At 47.0% G+C, this 17,945-nt stretch carries 13 protein-coding genes; 10 read left to right on the top strand and 3 right to left on the bottom strand.

Annotated features, from left to right (window positions below; all coding sequences use genetic code 11):
* The first annotated feature begins 13 nt into the window (after positions 1-13).
* Both I6E49_RS03765 and I6E49_RS14405 read left to right on the top strand, forming a co-directional pair.
* Complete coding sequence (locus I6E49_RS03765; protein WP_235400544.1) at positions 14-2,413, top strand: hypothetical protein; 2,400 nt, start codon at positions 14-16, stop codon at positions 2,411-2,413.
* A gap of 139 nt (positions 2,414-2,552) precedes the next feature.
* Positions 2,553-2,681 carry a hypothetical protein gene (locus I6E49_RS14405; protein ID WP_262911507.1) on the top strand — a complete coding sequence of 43 codons (129 nt, stop codon included), beginning with the start codon at positions 2,553-2,555 and terminating at the stop codon, positions 2,679-2,681.
* Positions 2,682-2,875: 194 nt separating this feature from the next.
* On the opposite strand, the gene I6E49_RS03760 is transcribed toward I6E49_RS14405, so the two are convergent.
* Complete coding sequence (locus I6E49_RS03760) at positions 2,876-4,102, bottom strand: L-serine ammonia-lyase, iron-sulfur-dependent, subunit alpha (protein WP_235400543.1); 1,227 nt, start codon at positions 4,100-4,102, stop codon at positions 2,876-2,878.
* A 580-nt stretch (positions 4,103-4,682) separates the two neighbouring features.
* Between I6E49_RS03760 and I6E49_RS03755 the strand changes: the two genes are divergently transcribed.
* On the top strand, positions 4,683-6,068 hold the full coding sequence (locus tag I6E49_RS03755) for a DNA cytosine methyltransferase (protein WP_262911506.1): 1,386 nt from the start codon (positions 4,683-4,685) through the stop codon (positions 6,066-6,068).
* Between the two features lie 4 nt (positions 6,069-6,072).
* The gene (locus I6E49_RS03750) at positions 6,073-7,218 is read left to right on the top strand and encodes a hypothetical protein (RefSeq protein ID WP_235400542.1); all 1,146 of its coding nucleotides are present in this window, start codon (positions 6,073-6,075) and stop codon (positions 7,216-7,218) included.
* A gap of 214 nt (positions 7,219-7,432) precedes the next feature.
* Here the strand turns inward: I6E49_RS03750 and I6E49_RS03745 are convergent, their stop codons facing one another.
* Both I6E49_RS03745 and I6E49_RS03740 read right to left on the bottom strand, forming a co-directional pair.
* Complete coding sequence (locus tag I6E49_RS03745; protein WP_235400541.1) at positions 7,433-7,762, bottom strand: hypothetical protein; 330 nt, start codon at positions 7,760-7,762, stop codon at positions 7,433-7,435.
* A gap of 718 nt (positions 7,763-8,480) precedes the next feature.
* Complete coding sequence (locus I6E49_RS03740; protein WP_235400540.1) at positions 8,481-8,681, bottom strand: helix-turn-helix transcriptional regulator; 201 nt, start codon at positions 8,679-8,681, stop codon at positions 8,481-8,483.
* 206 nt (positions 8,682-8,887) lie between these two features.
* On the opposite strand from I6E49_RS03740, the gene fic reads away from it, so the two are divergent.
* From fic to I6E49_RS03710, 6 genes are all read left to right on the top strand, one after another.
* Positions 8,888-9,436 (top strand): protein adenylyltransferase Fic, encoded by a 549-nt coding sequence (fic, locus tag I6E49_RS03735; protein ID WP_235400539.1) that lies wholly within the window; start codon positions 8,888-8,890, stop codon positions 9,434-9,436.
* Positions 9,437-9,525: 89 nt separating this feature from the next.
* A complete protein-coding gene (locus I6E49_RS03730) occupies positions 9,526-10,680 on the top strand; it encodes a Fic family protein (protein ID WP_235400538.1) in 1,155 nt (384 codons plus the stop codon).
* Positions 10,681-11,070: 390 nt separating this feature from the next.
* Positions 11,071-11,667 (top strand): TetR/AcrR family transcriptional regulator, encoded by a 597-nt coding sequence (locus I6E49_RS03725; protein ID WP_235400537.1) that lies wholly within the window; start codon positions 11,071-11,073, stop codon positions 11,665-11,667.
* 77 nt (positions 11,668-11,744) lie between these two features.
* Positions 11,745-12,503 carry a 3-oxoacyl-[acyl-carrier-protein] reductase gene (gene fabG / locus I6E49_RS03720; RefSeq protein WP_089544922.1) on the top strand — a complete coding sequence of 253 codons (759 nt, stop codon included), beginning with the start codon at positions 11,745-11,747 and terminating at the stop codon, positions 12,501-12,503.
* Between the two features lie 81 nt (positions 12,504-12,584).
* Positions 12,585-13,262, top strand: a complete 678-nt coding sequence (locus tag I6E49_RS03715) for an RluA family pseudouridine synthase (RefSeq protein ID WP_235400535.1) — start codon at positions 12,585-12,587, stop codon at positions 13,260-13,262.
* A gap of 44 nt (positions 13,263-13,306) precedes the next feature.
* Positions 13,307-17,935: a translocation/assembly module TamB domain-containing protein gene (locus I6E49_RS03710; RefSeq protein ID WP_235400533.1), complete on the top strand. Its 4,629-nt coding sequence runs from the start codon at positions 13,307-13,309 to the stop codon at positions 17,933-17,935.
* Positions 17,936-17,945 lie beyond the last annotated feature (10 nt).

The raw sequence follows: 17,945 nt of genomic DNA, 5'->3' as shown, positions 1-17,945 counted from the left end.
AAAAGACAATAATATGTATATCAAGAAATTGACAATTTGCCTCTTCATGCTCTTGGCTATGGTGTCGACTGCTTGCAGCGACATCAGAGACATTGTAGGAGGCGGCACGCAAGACTTGCCGACCGATGGAGTGGTGCTGACTCTTAAGTTGCCTAATTTCACCAAGAATACTGTGGCGACAAGAGCAAACGAGCAGCAGCAAATCAAAAGCCTCTGCGTATTGTGCTACGATGCTGACAATAAGTATCTCGGCATGAGCAATATCACAGGCGCGGACATCAAGCCTAAAGGCGGCGACTCTTATGATGTTAAGGTGAAGGCTGAGCCCGGAACAGTCACGCTACATATTGTAGCCAACACCAACATAACAGAGAGCGACGCCAAGGATGCTGAGGGCAAGAACAACCTGTACAACGCAACACGCGACGGCAACCTCAACCTCAGCACTCCCGTTTGTTGGGGAAGTGTAACGGTGAAAGACCTGCTTAGCCGCAAAACCGACGTGTCGCTGTTCCGACAGTTTGCCAAGGCGTCTGTTACAAAGAATGAATCGTTGACCAATTTCGAGATAACAGGTTTCAGACTCTTCAATACGGCATCATCGGGCACGATAGCCTCAGAGTCGATTAACAAGGTGGCTTTGCCTTCGGTGGATTGCTCTGCTAAGACAGCCGAATATGTTACGGGCGAGCATCCTTTCTACGAGACACCTGCTGGCAAAGCATACATGATAATCAAGGCAAAATATGATGGCGGACCAGATACCTATTATAAAGTGGAGTTCTTGAACAACGGCACTTCAACGCAGATGGATCTTCTTCGCAACCATCATTATCAGGTTAAGGTTACGGCTGTGAACCATGAAGGATGGGCTACAGAAGGTGAGGCAATAAACAATAAGTCCGAGAACAGACTGTCTGTAGAAGTGGTGGACGACAATCCGCCTATTGTGAACATGATAGCATGTAAGGACTACGAACTTGGCGTGTGTGGCATGCTGACTGTAAAGGGTAATGCAAAGACGGCTACAATTTCGTTTGTAACAACCAAGCCAGACTTCACATATAATGTGAAGTGGAATGCAGATTGGATTACTGGTTACAATGTAACAAAGAGGGTTGTTTTGCCAACATCTGCTGAACACCACTCGTCACCAGGCAGACTGTACACTATCGAACTTACTCTGACCGAGAACTTCGATTCAAAACCGCATACAGATTCTGTAACAATAACATCAGGCGACTTGTCGCGCGTTGTACAGATTATCCAGTTGGGCTACGACTTCCGTACTGATAAAAATAGAATTGTGCGGATACGAGATCTTGAAAATAAAAGTTCAGATTTAAACCAAGACGACTACTTCGGCTGGATGGACTCGAAGCTTCAGGGCATATGGCCAGAGGAGAACCAAGGCAGAGTGCGCAACGACGGACTCCACTTCTTCGTGGGAAAAAATCAGGTTTACTATCTCATTCCGAAGCTTCAGGGCGACGAACTCACGTGTAATGACACACGAGTGAAGGTGGACGAGAAAAGCGTCAACGGATTCTACAAGGTGATGCTTGCCAACAATTCGGACGAATCGTATAACGACAATAATTATAATAGGTGGATTAGCAATTTAACCATTACAACCATCACCAACGCGGGAACCAAGATTACCGTAACCTATCCAGTTTATCATGTAGGATTGTTTGCACAGTTGACAGGAGATGCAGCAGGCATATATCAGTTGGGCAATAGTAAGGCTTCGGGATGGTACTATTACGAGATGGTTGACGTAAAGGCTAAGGTTACTAAAAAAAATGGAACTATCGAGGACAAGACCTATCACATGCTCGACCGCAACCTTGGTGCTACAACCAACGGCTACTACTCTCCTGCCACAACCGCGCTTGAAGGCAATGTGGGAGCAATAGGTGGCTACTTCATAATTTCGAAGGCACAAAATTCTGATGAGGCAAAAAAAGATGACGATGTGGTAAAGGCTTTGGCAATAGGCAGCAACTTCAAGGTGTGCGACAACATGTGTCTGCAAGGTCTCATAGACAATAACGTGCTGAAGATAGAAGGGAAGAATACCGATTATGGCGAGGTGTACAACTGCATCTGTATTAAAACTGCAGATTCGGAGATTCCCGAGATTTACATCCCGATGAGCGGATATTATGAGGGCAAGTCCAACGAGGATCCGGTTTACAAGGACAGCTATCATGCCAATCTATGGACAAGCTCACGTTTGTCTGATTATCAAGGATTCTCGTCAACCAGTCCTGAGTACGGCTTTTGGTACTTGTATCTCGATGCTTTCGGCAAGAGCCTAAACTTGTCAAACTACCGATTTGTGTCGGGTTCGTCTGGAATGAACAAGGGGCGATACCGTGCCATGCCAGTAAGACTTGTTGCCGAATAAGGGTAAATTATATAGTAGTGGGTGTGTCAAAAGTCACAGCAGTACGCCCCGAAAGGGGCAGAAGCACATAGCCCAGGGTCGCTCGGCTCTGCCGCTTGCCTAAGCAAGAACGCCCTGAGGTAAAAAGCCACCAAAAACAATGCGCCCTGTAAGGGCAAAAGCGCTAATTATCAATGCTTTTGCCCTTACAGGGCGTTTTGCTATTTTCAATCCGTACACCCAAGGTGCTGGGCTATGTGCTTATTGGGCTTTCAGCCCGTATAATTGAGTTTTGTCTCACCCTCCTCATCCGATATTTGGAGTGATGTATACATGAGCATTTTGTTCAATGCTTATACAAGAAGGGGCTGTGGAGAGTTATTATTAGTAATGATAATTTGTATTCGACTTGGTGCTGCGGAGGCCGGAGACCTCCGCTACTTATAGGTACATAATTGAATTACTCCGAATCCCGGAACAACCTTATTTCTTTTCCTTCATGTGCTGCTCGTAGGCTCTTGCCAGTCCGCCCGTACTTGTTTCCTTGTAGAGCGACGGCAAGTCGTGGCCAGTCTGCTTCATCACCTTCACTACGCGGTCGAATGAAACGGAGTGGGTTCCGTCAGAGAACGATGCGTAGAGATTGGCGTCGAGAGCACGTGTGGCAGCGAAGGCGTTGCGCTCAATACACGGAATCTGAACCAGTCCGCACACGGGGTCGCACGTCATGCCCAAGTGATGCTCCAGTCCCATTTCGGCAGCATACTCAATCTGCGACGGACTACCGCCGAACAGCTGACATGCTGCAGCCGAAGCCATGGCGCACGCTACGCCCACCTCGCCCTGACAGCCGACGTCGGCACCTGATATAGAAGCGTTCTGCTTCACCACATTGCCGAAGATTCCGGCTGTAGCCATAGCGTGCAGAATGCGTGTGTCGCTGAAGTTATGACCCTTAGAGAGATGATAGAGCACAGCAGGCAATACACCGCACGAACCGCAAGTAGGCGCCGTCACGATAATACCGCCCGAAGCATTCTCCTCACTTACCGAAAGAGCGTAGGCATAAACCAGCGCACGCGACTGCAACGACTGCTTGTATCCGCTTGCCTTGACATAATAGATAGGGCCCTTGCGCGGCAGATTGAGCGGACCGGGAAGCGCACCCTCATGGTCGATGCCACGCTCAACGCTCTCCTTCATGGCCTGCCATACATCCATCAGATAGTCCCATATATCCTCGTCCTCGTTCTCGTTGACATACTCCCAATATCCACGGCCGTTGCTTTCGCACCAGTCCTGAATCTCGCGCAGCGTATTCAGCTTGTACACTTCGCGCAGTCCGGTAAGCCAACGTCCCTTCTCGCCTTCCGACAATGCGCCGCCGCCTACACTGTAGCAAATCCATTCGTCAGTCTGGTTGCCGGCATTGTCAAATGCCACAAACTTCATACCATTGGGATGGAAGGGCAGAAACACTTGCGGTTGCCACTCAATACGCAACGGAGCGATTGGGCGCAACACTTCGTCGATAGCCACATCGGTCATGTGGCCGCGTCCGGTAGCAGCCAGACTGCCGTAGAGCGTCACCTCAAACGAGGCAGCGTGCATGTTATGACTTGCAAATATCTTAGCCGCCTTCTGCGGTCCCATAGTGTGACTGCTTGACGGTCCCTTGCCTATACGGAAAAGTTCTCTCAATGATTTCATAATGGATTGTTTGTTTTAGTCTTCTACAAAGTTACAACAAAAATCCGAATAAAAACCGTCCGGTCTTTTATTTATTTCAGCTGTAATTGTTTGTGCAACGTCATTATATCTTCATACCAAGTCTTTGAACGTACGTTTAGTGAATAGAAAATAACATAAAATCACTATCTACATTATATTTTATTGGTTTTGTTTGTAATCAGAATGGCGTAGTTTTTTTTTATGTATTATTGAAAAATCAAATAATTAAATTTTGGAAATTGCTTATTTTCCTTTAACTTTGCAAATGGATTCAGTCGCAAGCGTGCGAGGCCAATCCATTTTCGTGGTAAAAATAATAAGCGTTTGCTGTTTATTCATAAAACGTTCAGAAACTTGCAGGTAGAAGAACAATATACAGAATAAGCGAGTAAGCGTCCACATATAGCGTGGACGTTTCTCTTGTCTGTATATTAGGTTTCCTGCAAGTACCTTGAACGTGGACAAGAATCGTCCGCGTTTTTTCGTATAGGTACTTGCAGGATTCTTTGTTTTCAAGAATATCCATCCAACGCATTAAGACATAATTGTTTTTAATGCTATGCTCAAAGACAAATTTGAGAGTCTGCATCATGATTGTAATGATGACGGACAGGGTGAGTTGTACCCATACGAGAAGTCGGATTTTCTGTCCGACATACAACTATCTATCAATTTCCCCATTGCCCAAACAGCAGAAAACAGCAAGAAACACCGTGTTCTTTCCTTGTTCTCTGGATGTGGAGGCATGGATTTGGGATTTGAAGGAGGTTTTATTGCCAATGCCAAATCATTCTCTACAGATTCGCCATTTGTCGAACGTGTAGTAAGGAATGGTTGGGTGATGCTCAAACGTACCGATTTCACAACAGTTTTTGCTAATGATATTCTACCCGAAGCAGAAACGGCATGGACTACATATATGTCACGTTTCGGACATACACCCGAAATGTATCACCGTGTCAGTATTGTCGATCTTGTGAAAATGCACAACAATGGTGTTGATGTATTTCCACGAGACATTGACGTTGTGACTGGCGGATTCCCTTGTCAAGACTTTAGTGTTGCCGGAAAACGCAAAGGTTTCGATTCTGATAAGAATGATATGGGCGTGAAACGGAATGAGAACGCTCCGTCAGAAGAGACGCGAGGCAAACTGTATTATTGGATGAAGCAGGTGATAGATATTGTTCGGCCGAAAGTGTTTGTTGCCGAAAACGTGAAAGGACTTGTCAATCTCGGTGACGTGAAGGACATTATCCAGCGTGATTTTGCAAGTGCTGATGGCAACGGTTATATAGTATTGCCGCCACAGGTGTTGAATGCTGGCAATTATGGAGTGCCCGAATCGCGCGAGCGTGTCATATTTATAGGTATAAGAAAGGATGTGTTGCGAACAGAAGCATTGGCTGCTCTTACATCTGAAAGCATACCCGATGAATACAACCCTTATCCACGTCCTACTCATGCAGGCAATACAACCCAACCGGGACTGTTGCCCAAGGTTACCACTTATGATGTACTGAAGTATTTACCAGAACCTGCTGACGCCGTAGACCCGTCACAAAGAATATACTCAAAGGCTAAATTCCAGACCAACGGCAGTCAAGGTCAGACTGAGATAAAACTTGACGGACTTGGACCTACCATCCGTTCGGAGCATCATGGAAATATAGAGTACCGTAGATTGTCGGCTGAACATGGCGGAAAACACATTGCAGAATTGAACAATGGCATGCATGAACGCAGGCTTACACCTCGTGAATGTGCCTTGATTCAGACATTTCCGCCAGACTTCCGATTTGTAATGCACGATAAGGACGGACGCAAGTATCGCTTGAGTTCGTCAGGTGCTTACAAGGTTATAGGCAATGCTGTGCCGCCCGTACTGGCATTTAATATAGCTATACGTCTACAGAATCTATGGGATAAATACTTCATCGATTAGTATTATGGCAATAATCTATAACAAACCGTTTAGCCTGACTCAAAACAACTTGATTTCCGTACGTCCGTCGGATGTCACACAGACCGACATGGAATTCGCCCATTTCATGCGGCTTGCGGAGTCGTGGCTTAATGATGCATCTGAGTCTGACAGACAGATGTTCCGCAAATGCAATGGTACAGAAATGGAACACATAGCCTTAAAGGCTTTAAAGGATGTGGCTCCGCAAACTTCGTTCAGCGTAGACAATATAAAACTGGTGTCAGGTCTGCACTTCCCCGACATACAGGCAGCCGGACATTTCGGGGTAGAGGTGAAATCTACCAAGTCAGACACGTGGACATCAACAGGAAGTAGTATTGTAGAGAGCACCCGCATTCCAGATGTTTCGCGCATATATATGTTGTTTGCCAAGTTGGGAGGGAAAACACCGGAATTCCGTTGCCGTCCATACGAGCAATGTCTGAGCAACATTGCCGTCACCCATGCTCCTCGTTATCTTATAGATATGAACCTCGCAGACAACGGTGAGAAGAACATCTTTGAGAAGATGAGTGTAGAATATGACACATTTAGAATGTTGGGTGAGAAGGAGAAGATAAATAGTGTCAGAAAATACTATATGCATGCCAATCGTGCCAAGGGCAAATATGAAATGCCATGGTGGATGGGTGATGCCAACACTGAAGTTTCGTCATCTATAATGATAAGGTTCTTCAATGACCTGTCAATGAATGAGAAGTCTGACATCCGAGCACGAATGCTTATTCTTTTCCCCGAACTTTTCGGCCCGAAGCAAGACAAATACAAGCGTGCTGCACTATGGATGTGCAGTCGGTATTCTGTAATCTGTTCGAATCTTCGTGATACATTCAGTGCTGGAGGAAAAGTTGAGGAAATCGGAGGGGTCAGGTTTAAGTGTAAAATGCCCCAGGTACTAAAAACGCTATATCAAAATCGTGGACTCATAAAGTATTTGTTGAGCAATCCCGATGAGGCTCTTATGCAGGATTTAGAAGACCATTGGGGCGAGAACGAATCGCAATCGTTATGCTTGGACAAATGGTTTGGCTTGATGCAGCAAGTGTTTGACGAAAATAACGAGTTGAAAGACGTTGATTTAAAGGAGTTGTTCGTTCTGTGGCAATAGACCATTAACGGCGTGTGAATGTCATAACCAATCACACGTCGTTAATGGTTTTCTACATTCGCAGCAAGCGAACGGAACGTCGGACTTCTGTCCGACACACGATAGCTACAGGCTATTGAGCCACTTCTTGCCCGATTTGGTGTTGAGCCATATTGCGAATGGCAGCATAACGGCAATGAGCCATGCAAAAGTCAATATCAATGCTTCCATATTCTTAATTTTTTAGAACCTTGTTGCCAACGTAAGCGAACAAGAATGTTATAAACATACCGAGAAATATCATTGTTGAAATAATAAAGGCATCAGTATCTCCTATGAACACAGTAGCTACATTGCCGAGCACCATAACAGCAAATGTAGTTTTTGCCAAGTCATAGAAAAATTTGCCAAGGGTTTCGCGGCTTATTTTCTGTCTTTCTTTTTCTTCTTTTTGAGTGACCATTGTGATAAAACAATTCAACTTGTCATTACTCTGCAAAATTACATAAAAAAGTCGAATTATGTGCCTGTTTTGTAAAAAAGTTGAGATCACAACAGTCTTCATTGTTTTCTGATTATCATGTACTGCGATTTTTTTAAGAAACTCTATGTTGGATATTCTCTTTTATGAATGATACGATAAATGAGCCGATAAATATTGTTTATTTTGTCATGAAATTACTGCATTCATTTGTTGTTATTATTTGACTGGAATATATTACCTATTTCTTTATAATTTCCTAAAAATATCGTAACAAGAAAAACATTTGATAAAAGTAGAAAGACATTTAATATCTTAGCATAAAACGATAATGCTGTTATATTTATAATACTATTAGAAAACATAATTCCCAAACTGTATAAAAATAAATCAAATGTTCGTTCGTACCAAATATTGCTAACGTTATTGAAACTGTATTCGTCTATTTCGCACAAAATATCAAATTGGACAGTATAACTTAATATTTGTGATAAGCATATTGAGAAAAAGAACACGATGAAACGTATATTAGTCTTACCTGAAATGTAATTACTAGTATTTTCACACAAGTGAAGTAACATTGCAAGATTATATATTAATAAAGCTATTATTAAATATGGAAATAGTTCAACTTGTTGTATAAAACAAGCACCTTTCGATAAACCATAATATACAAGAGGTATGAAAGAGTTTAGATACTCATATCTGGTAAACATTTTATCCATAAATTTTTCTAATAGTAAAACAAATGCCAAAAGTAGAACTGCCAAAATAATTGATATAAATAGATGCATTGCTATTTTTATACTGTTTGACGTACTTGGAATATAATATCCATGCCTAATACTTCTATGATTTTATTTACAGTGGCAAGTGATGGGTTGCCTTTGCCTCGCTCAATATCCTTTACAGTAGCAAGGCTCACCTCTGCCATCTCAGCAAGATCAAGCTGAGAAATGGAGAGTGTCTTTCTGCGAGATTTCATTACTTCTTTCAAGTCCATAGTCTAATAAAATATACTTATGGAGCAAATTTAATAAGAAAAGTTGGTAAAAGCAAGCAAAAGTCTGATAAATTATACTTTCGGTTCTATTGTAGTGATATTGCTATATTTGCAGCAAGCGAACGAAACAATCCTCATAATCATTCGTGATTGTCAAAGATTGTTTTTATCTTTGTAGATGCAGAAACAAATAAGATAATGTAATTATGACAACAAAGGAAATAGACGAACGTTCGTTAGTGAATGCTCACCGCCTCTTTGAGTCGGGTGATATCGGCCAGATGCCTGTAGGTACAGCTATGGGACTTCAGCAGATACACCGCTATTTGTTCAACGACCTATACCCATTTGCCGGTGTCGTTCGTGACAAGAATATAGCCAAGGGCGGTTTCCGTTTTGCCAATTCGCTCTATCTTGAAGCTGCACTCGCTGCTGTAGAGAAAATGCCGGAAGACACGTTTGAGCATATCATAGAGAAGTATGTAGAGATGAACGTGTGCCATCCTTTCATGGAAGGCAACGGGCGCTCTACGCGCATCTGGCTCGACATGATGCTGAAACGAGCACTTGGCAAAGTGGTCAACTGGCAGTATGTGGACAAGGACCAGTACCTCTCGGCAATGGAACGCTCACCAATCAACGACCTCGAACTGCGCTATCTGCTCTCGCAGAACCTCACTTCAGATACGGAGAATCGTGAGGTGATATTCAAGGGGATTGAACAGAGCTATTATTATGAGGGGTATGAGAAATGAAAAATAATAGCAAATCATATGTCAAGCCAATTCTTCAATTGTGTGACTGCTTTTTGTTTGTAATGTGGAAAATCTAATGATTTACGAGAATGACTAATAATAACAAACAACTATACATCGACTTTGAAGCATACGAGCGTTTGGCTGAGCCGCATAAACGTGAGAGGGCTTCTTTATGGCGCACGGCTATTGGTCTGCAAGATGTGGATGGACTGAAGGTGTCTGATTATCTGAAAGAAGCTGCTGTCAAGCATATTGAGGGCGACATTACCATTGATGATGTGCGACAGCAGTTGAAGTCATATTATGTCAATAAGACGACACATGATAATGACGATGCAGAGAAGGAGGAGGCCGACCGTGTGGCTGCTAACATCGCCAAATTGTTGAGTGAACAGTCCTTTTCATTTACAGCTTTAGAGTTTCTGAATATTCACAGACATTTGTTTGATGGTGTATTCAAACATGCTGGAGAAATCCGTCCGTATGATATTAGCAAAAAGGAATGGGTGTTGCAAGGCGATACTGTTGTTTATGGCCGTGCAGCAGACATTATGATGGCATTGAGATATGACATTCAACAGGAAAAGGACTTCTGTTATAAAGGATTGACAACAGATGAAATTATCAATCACATTGTTGATTTCGTAACGTTACTATGGCAGAATCATCCGTTTCGTGAAGGCAATACACGTACTACAGCTGTGTTTGTTATCAAATATCTGCGGTCGATTGGTTTTCGGGCAAACAACGATTTGTTTGCCGAAAACTCATGGTACTTCCGCAATGCTCTTGTGCGTGCTAACTATCGTAATCCATCAAAAGGTGTAGAGCCAAACAAGTCCTTTCTTGTTAAGTTTTTCCGTAATTTGATGTTAGGTGAGCAACACGAGTTGAAAAACCGATATATGCTTATTGGGTATAACGATACCGATAATACCCATACAAGTACCCATACAAGTACCCATACAAGCACCAGTACAAGTACGAATAATTTGAAGGCGGGCCTAACTGAAAATGTTAAGCGATTGATTCTTGCGATTGGTATAGAGGAAAAGAGTGTAAAGGAAATGATGGAGGCTATTGGACTGAAAAACCGTCCCAACTTCCTTGAATATTCTCTTACGCCAGCTATTAGTGACGGATTCGTAACAATGAAATATCCCTCTTCCCCTCGCCACCCCCGCCAGAAGTATCTTCTTACAGTGAAGGGATTGGCTGTGTATGATAAAATGTCGTCTTAGGCATTAAGGCGATTTTCCCCCGCCTTTTCAAAAGGAGTCCTTTTGCTGTGTAAAAGGACTCCTTTTGCAGCGTAAAACGAACCCTTTTGCAAGCCAAAAGGAGTCCTTTTTGAAAGCCGAGGCATTTTGGCTCGAAAATCAGAGGAATAATATCGAAATTCATAGGCATATATATAACAAGGTGTAAGTATAACGTGCCTACGGGCAAACAGCCTCCTGTGTTCTTTTGTTTTTCCCCTACGTTGCTCTATTTTTCCTTTTGTCTTTTGCTTTTTCTCTGTTAACAAAAGACAAAATGCAGGCGTTTTATTTGCTTGTATCGAATTATTGCTGTAATTTTGCACATACATAAATTGATGTGCAAAATAATAGAAAGGTAAAGGAAACGTTATGTCAATATCCAAGACTCGCCAAAAACTCGTTGATGTGGCACGCCAGCTGTTTGCCAAGAACGGCATTGCCAACACTACAATGAACGACATTGCTGTGGCATCGGGCAAGGGTCGCCGCACGCTTTACACATACTTCAACCGCAAGGAAGACGTGTATTCGGCTGTGATAGAGTCGGAATTGGAGCGACTTTCGGACAAGCTCGACGAGGTGGCAGGCATGAAGATGCGCCCGCAGGACAAGATTATAGAGCTGATATACACACATCTGAGCATGATCAGGGAGACGGTGGTGCGCAACGGCAACCTGCGTGCAGAGTTCTTCCGCAACATCTGGATGGTGGAGAAGGTGCGCAAGAAGTTTGACGAAGACGAGATAGAACTCTTCCGCAAGGTATATGCCGAAGGAAAGGCAGACGGCGAGTTTGACATCGAAGACGTCGACCTCGTGGCAGACATCACACATTATTGTATAAAGGGACTTGAGGTGCCGTTCATATACGGTCGTCTGGGACACGGAATGACCGAAGAGACCAGCAAGCCGCTTGTTGCAAAGGTGGTGTACGGAGCACTGGGCAAACGCATCAATAATGTATAGTGTCCGTGTGCAGGCATTATATATATATAAGGTGAACGAATTAAAAATTACAAAATAACAATTAATTAATTAACGAAATGGGATTACTTACAGGTAAGACTGCCCTCGTCACTGGAGCAGCCCGCGGCATCGGAAAGGCTGTCGCTATGAAATTCGCCTCTGAAGGCGCTAACATCGCATTCACCGACCTCGTTCTCAACGACGATATGGCAGCAGGTCTTGAGGCAACACGCAAGGAGATTGAAGCTCTCGGCGTTACATGCCGCGCTTATGCTGGCAACGCCGCCGATTTTGAAGAGACCGAGAAGACCGTTAAGCAGATTCACGCTGACTTCGGTTCTATCGACATTCTCGTCAACAACGCCGGTATTACCAAGGACGGACTCATGCTGCGTATGTCTGAGGCACAGTGGGACGCTGTACTGAACGTCAACCTTAAGTCGGCTTTCAACTTCATCCACGCTTGCTCGCCTATCATGTTGCGCCAGCGTAGCGGCTCTATCATCAATATGGCTTCGGTAGTTGGTGTACACGGCAATGCCGGACAGTGCAACTATGCTGCCTCTAAGGCTGGTATGATTGCCCTCGCCAAGTCAATAGCCCAGGAGCTCGGACCTAAGGGAGTACGTGCCAATGCCGTAGCTCCGGGATTCATCGAGACAGCTATGACAGCACAGCTGCCTGAGGAGATCCGCAAGGACTGGATGAAGAAGATACCTCTTCGTCGTGGCGGTCAGACCGAAGACATCGCCAATGTATGTCTGTTCCTCGCTTCAGACATGTCTTCTTATGTCAGCGGTCAGGTCATCCAGATCGACGGCGGCATGAACATGTAATCAGACTGATTATACATTAATAATATGGTAGGAGGGTATGGCGGGAACCATATCCTCCTATTTTAATTCTTATACTAACTTATGAAGGTAGTCTACGAGGACAATCACATTATCATAGTCGACAAGTGCAGCGGCGAAATCGTGCAGGGCGACAAGACCGGCGACAAGCCTTTGTCCGATACGGTGAAGGAATATATCAAGCAGAAGTACAACAAGCCGGGCAATGTATTCCTCGGTGTGGTGCACCGGCTCGACCGCCCCGTAAGCGGACTTGTGGTGTTTGCCAAGACATCGAAGGCGCTCTCGCGACTCAACGACATGTTCCGCACGGGCGACGTACACAAGACCTATTGGGCAATAGTGAAGCGTCGCGACATAGCTACGGAAGGAACGCTCACCGACTGGCTCACACGCAACGAACGGCAGAACAAGAGCTACGCCCACGAACGTGAAGTGCCGGGAGCCAAGAAGGCGGTGCTGAAATACAAGGTGCGTGCCGTTGCCGACAACTATATGCTCATTGAGGTGACACTTCTCACCGGACGCCACCATCAGATACGCTGCCAGCTCTCACACATGGGATGCCCCATCAAGGGCGACCTGAAATATGGCGCGCCACGCAGCAATCCCGACGGCAGCATATCATTGCTGTCGCGCCGAGTGGAATTCGTCCATCCCGTGTCGAAGGAGAACATCGTGGCTTACGCCGATGTGCCTGACGACCGACTGTGGAACGACCTCAGCGCCAATGCAGAGTAGGGATTAGTTCTCTCAACAAAAATAAACTCCTAAAAAAGTCAAATATGAAGCCAGTTGTAAAGAAATCGCTTATTGCCGTGGCTGCCGTAGTGGCTACGCCCATTATCATTTTAATTCTATTGGCTGTGCTGCTTTATGTGCCGCCAGTGCAGAACTGGGCAGTAAGGCAAGTGGCTTCATACGCTTCTGAGTCGACCGGTATGACCGTACGGGTCGACAATGTACGCCTGCGCTTTCCGTTAGACCTGACCGTCAACGGCTTTCTTGCCACACAGCCCAACGACTCTTTGCGCCATAAGACAGACACCATTGCCGACGCCCGCCAGCTTACGGCGAGCGTGCGTCTGCGCCCGTTGTTTCATGGCAATGTAGTGGTCGACCGCCTCGAATTGGCAGATACCAAACTCAATACAGCCCGTTTCATACCATCGGCGCGTGTCAAGGGACGCGTCGGACTGCTCTCGCTGCGCAGCCGAAGCATCAATCTTAATGACGAGACAGTGCATGTCGACCATGCAGCATTGCAGGGCGCACGTCTGGATGTAGCCCTTAGCGACACCGTTCAGGAAGATACTACAAGCACACCGTCGCACTGGAACATCACGCTCGACCGCCTTGACATAGCCGACACAAAGGCTACGGTACACATGCCGGGCGATTCTATGCGCATCGCAGCAGGTATTGGCAGGCTGGAGGCACACAATGGCAGCTTCAATCTGTTCACAGGAACCTATCGTGTAGGCTCGCTCGACTGGCGCGAGGGTACGCTCAACTACGACATGCGCTACACCCAGTCGCAGCCTGGACTCGACTACAATCACATTGCACTCTCTGGCATAGCCATGCACGTCGATTCGCTGCACTATAGCGACGCCGGTGTAAGGCTGAGGCTCAAGGAATGTGCGCTGAAGGAGAAGAGCGGACTGCAAATAAACGAATTCTCAACCTATCTCTTGCTTGATTCTACACATGTGTGGTTGCCCGATATGCGACTGCGCACACCCCGCTCGATGCTCACGGCAAAGGTCAAGATGGACCTTTCGACATTTGCCGAAAGCAATCCGGGCGTTATGGATGTCAACATCAAGGGTTATGTGGTAAAGACAGATTTCGTGCAGCTGCTTGGGTTCTTGCCCAAGGAGATGCTGCGTACTATGCCTGCCACACCCATAACGGTCAATGCCGACATCAACGGCAATATGCGACGGCTCAGCATCAACCAACTTTCGCTGACCTATCCCACTGCCTTCGCACTCAAGGCGAGCGGCAAGGCACGTAACATTACATCCCCCGACCGTCTCCGGGCCGACATAAAGGCAGAGGGACGTACATACAATCTCGACTTCATCAAGACTTTGCTACCACGCTCGGTGGCTGCATCGTTCAACATACCATACGGCATTGGGCTTAATGCCAATGTGCATGCCGACGGACAGCGTTATGCTGCCGACTTCAAGGTGAGCGAAGGTGGCGGACATGTGGGCGGAAAAGCATCGGTCGACATGCGTAGCATGGCTTACAACGCCACTCTCTCGGCTAAGAGTCTGCACCTTTCCCACTTCGTGCCGGGACTGGCTGCAGGACCCTTCACGGGCAGTCTTAAGGCTCACGGAGTAGGCACCGACATGCTGTCGCCACACACTTCGCTCGATGCAGAGGGTAGTGTCGACGAGTTCAGATATGCCGGTTACGACCTTTCTAACATGAAGCTCACAGCCAATGTACACAACGGCGTGGGCCATGCGTTGCTCGACAGCCACACACCACTGCTGCAGGGCACCATCAATCTGAATGCACTCATGAACGGCAAACGCATGGATGCACAGCTGGCGTGCGACCTTATCAACGCCGACTTTATGCGTATGGGCATAAGCAAGCGTCCGCTTACAGCCTCACTGCGCGCCGACGTCGACCTGGCGAGCGACTTTAAGATAAATCACACAGCCCGTGGAGTCATCGGCAACATCATTGTGCGCGACAGTTTGAAAACATACACACCCGAAAGAATCTCGCTCGACATATTCACACGCCGCGATTCTACCCATGCGGCAGTCACTTGCGGCGACTTTGCGCTGCGTCTCAATGGCAGCGGTACGATAGAGCACATACTGAAGCAGCTGCAGAATGTCAACGATGAGGCTATGCGGCAGTCGAAGGAGAGATATATCGACCAGCTGCGATTGCGCGAACGTCTGCCCGATGTAACCCTCTACTTTGATGCCGGACGCGAAAACATCTTTGCGCGTACATTGCGTCACTTCGGCTACGACTTCCATAACGCATACGCTGACATGTCGGCATCACCCTCGAAGGGTATCAACGGCAAGCTGAGCCTTGACTCGCTCGTGGCATCGGGCGTACAAATCGACACCATACGCCTTGCATTCAAGTCGGATTCGGTGAAGACCGACTTTGAAGGACAAGTGCGAAACAACCGTTCTAACAAGCAGTTTGTCTTCGACGCGCGCTTCCGTGGAGCCTTCCACGAGCAGTCGCTGTATTTCGGAACACGCATATTCGACGCCCGCGAACGCCTCGGCATCGCCCTCGGACTGCGTGCACAGATGGAGCATAATGGCGTGCGTGTGTCGCTGGGAGGCATCGACCCCGTGTTAGGATACAAGCAATTCAAGGTCAACAAGAACAACTACGTGTTCTTTGCCAACGATAAGCGGCTCTCTGCCGATATGTCTCTGCGTGCCGACGACGGCATGGCGGTGCGCATATATACCAACGACAGCACCGAAGCATTGCAGGACGTGACTATCGGACTGACACGTTTCGACCTGCAGAAGGTGCTCGCCGTAGTGCCTTATGCACCTAATATATCGGGCATTCTCAACGGCGACTTCCACTACATATCTCAACATGAGGGCGACATGTCGGTATCGTCGTCGGTGAGTGTGGACAAGATGACTTACGAGGGTTGCCCGATAGGCAATCTGTCGAGCGAGTTTGTGTATATGCCGAAGGGCAATATGCGCGAGCATTATGTAGACGGAACGCTCTCGATGGATGACTACGAGGTGTGCACACTCACCGGTTCGTACAACACCGAAGGCGAAGGCACGCTCGATGCCGACCTCAACATGTCGCGCACACCGCTGCTTCTGCTCAACGGATTCGTCCCCGACCGCATCATAGGATTCAAGGGTTATGCCCAGGGTGAGGTGAAGGTGCACGGTTCGCTCAGTCGTCCTGATGTCAACGGCGAGGTGTATTTCGACTCAGCCTATGTCGTAAGCGAACCCTATGGCATTGAGATGCGCATGTGTGATGACCCGCTCACCGTTACCGACAGCCGACTCTCGCTCGAGAACTTCCAGTTGTTTGCACGCAACGGCAATCCGCTCACGCTGCGCGGATATGTCGACTTTGCCGACGTGTCAAACATGTCGCTCAGTGTACGGATGCGTGCCGACAACTATCTGCTTATCGATTCGAAGGAGACTGCACGCTCGGAGGCTTACGGCAAGGCTTGGGTCAACTTCCTCGGATTGGCTGAAGGTCCGCTCGATGCGTTGCGTGTGCGTGGCCGACTCGATGTGTTGGGCTCTACAGACATTACTTATATATTGCGAGACTCGCCTCTCAGCACCGACAACCAGCTTGACGGACTCGTCAAGTTTGTCAACTTCCGCGACCCCGATGCCGTAACGGTGACACGTCCGCCTATCAACGGACTCAACATGGACCTCACTGTCAATATCGACGACGGCACTCATGTGATGTGCGCACTCAATGCCGACCACTCCAACTATGTCGACCTCATAGGCGGAGGCGACCTGCGCATGCTCTATACTGCCAGCGACGGACTGAGTCTGTACGGACGTTACACCATAGGTTCGGGCGAAATGAAATACTCGTTGCCCGTAATTCCGCTCAAGACGTTCACCATCAAGGACGGAAGCTATGCCGAATTCTCGGGCGACCCGATGAATCCGCGACTCAACATCACGGCTACAGAGGAGAACAAGACTACCGTAACGAATGACGGCGGAACCGGTCGCAGCGTGACATTCGAGTGTGGCGTGGTGATAACCAAGACGCTTAAGGACATGGGATTGCAGTTTACTATCGACGCACCCGACGACCAGCAGATGCACAACGAACTCATGACGCAGTCGGTAGAGAACCGTGGCAAACTGGCAGTGACCATGCTTACAACGGGCATGTATCTCGCCGACGGCAACACCAACTCGTTCTCGATGAACAATGCGCTAAGTGCGTTCCTCAATTCGCAGATAAATGCCATCAGCGGCAATGCCCTTCGCACGCTCGACCTTTCGTTTGGTATGGACAACACCACGCTCGGTTCGGGCCAGGTACATACCGACTACTCGTTCAAATTCTCAAAGCGATTCTGGAACAACCGCCTGCGTATCGTCATAGGCGGAAAGGTTTCGAGTGGTGCCGAGATAGAAAACCAGAACGAAACTTTCTTCGACAACGTGACGTTTGAGTATCGACTCTCGCCCAACTCCAACAAGTATCTGAAGCTGTTCTACGACCGCGACTCGTACGACTGGCTCGAAGGCTATGTCGAACAGTTTGGAGGCGGTTTCCTATGGCGCAAGAAGATGGACAGCCTTAAGGAAATATTCCGTTTCAGAAAACCGAAACAGGCAGACGAGCCGGAACTGATCAACGACACTACACGACAGAAGAAATGAACATAAAAGC

The organism is Leyella stercorea, from assembly GCF_021531655.1.
This window is presented reverse-complemented; position numbering and strand designations above follow the sequence as displayed.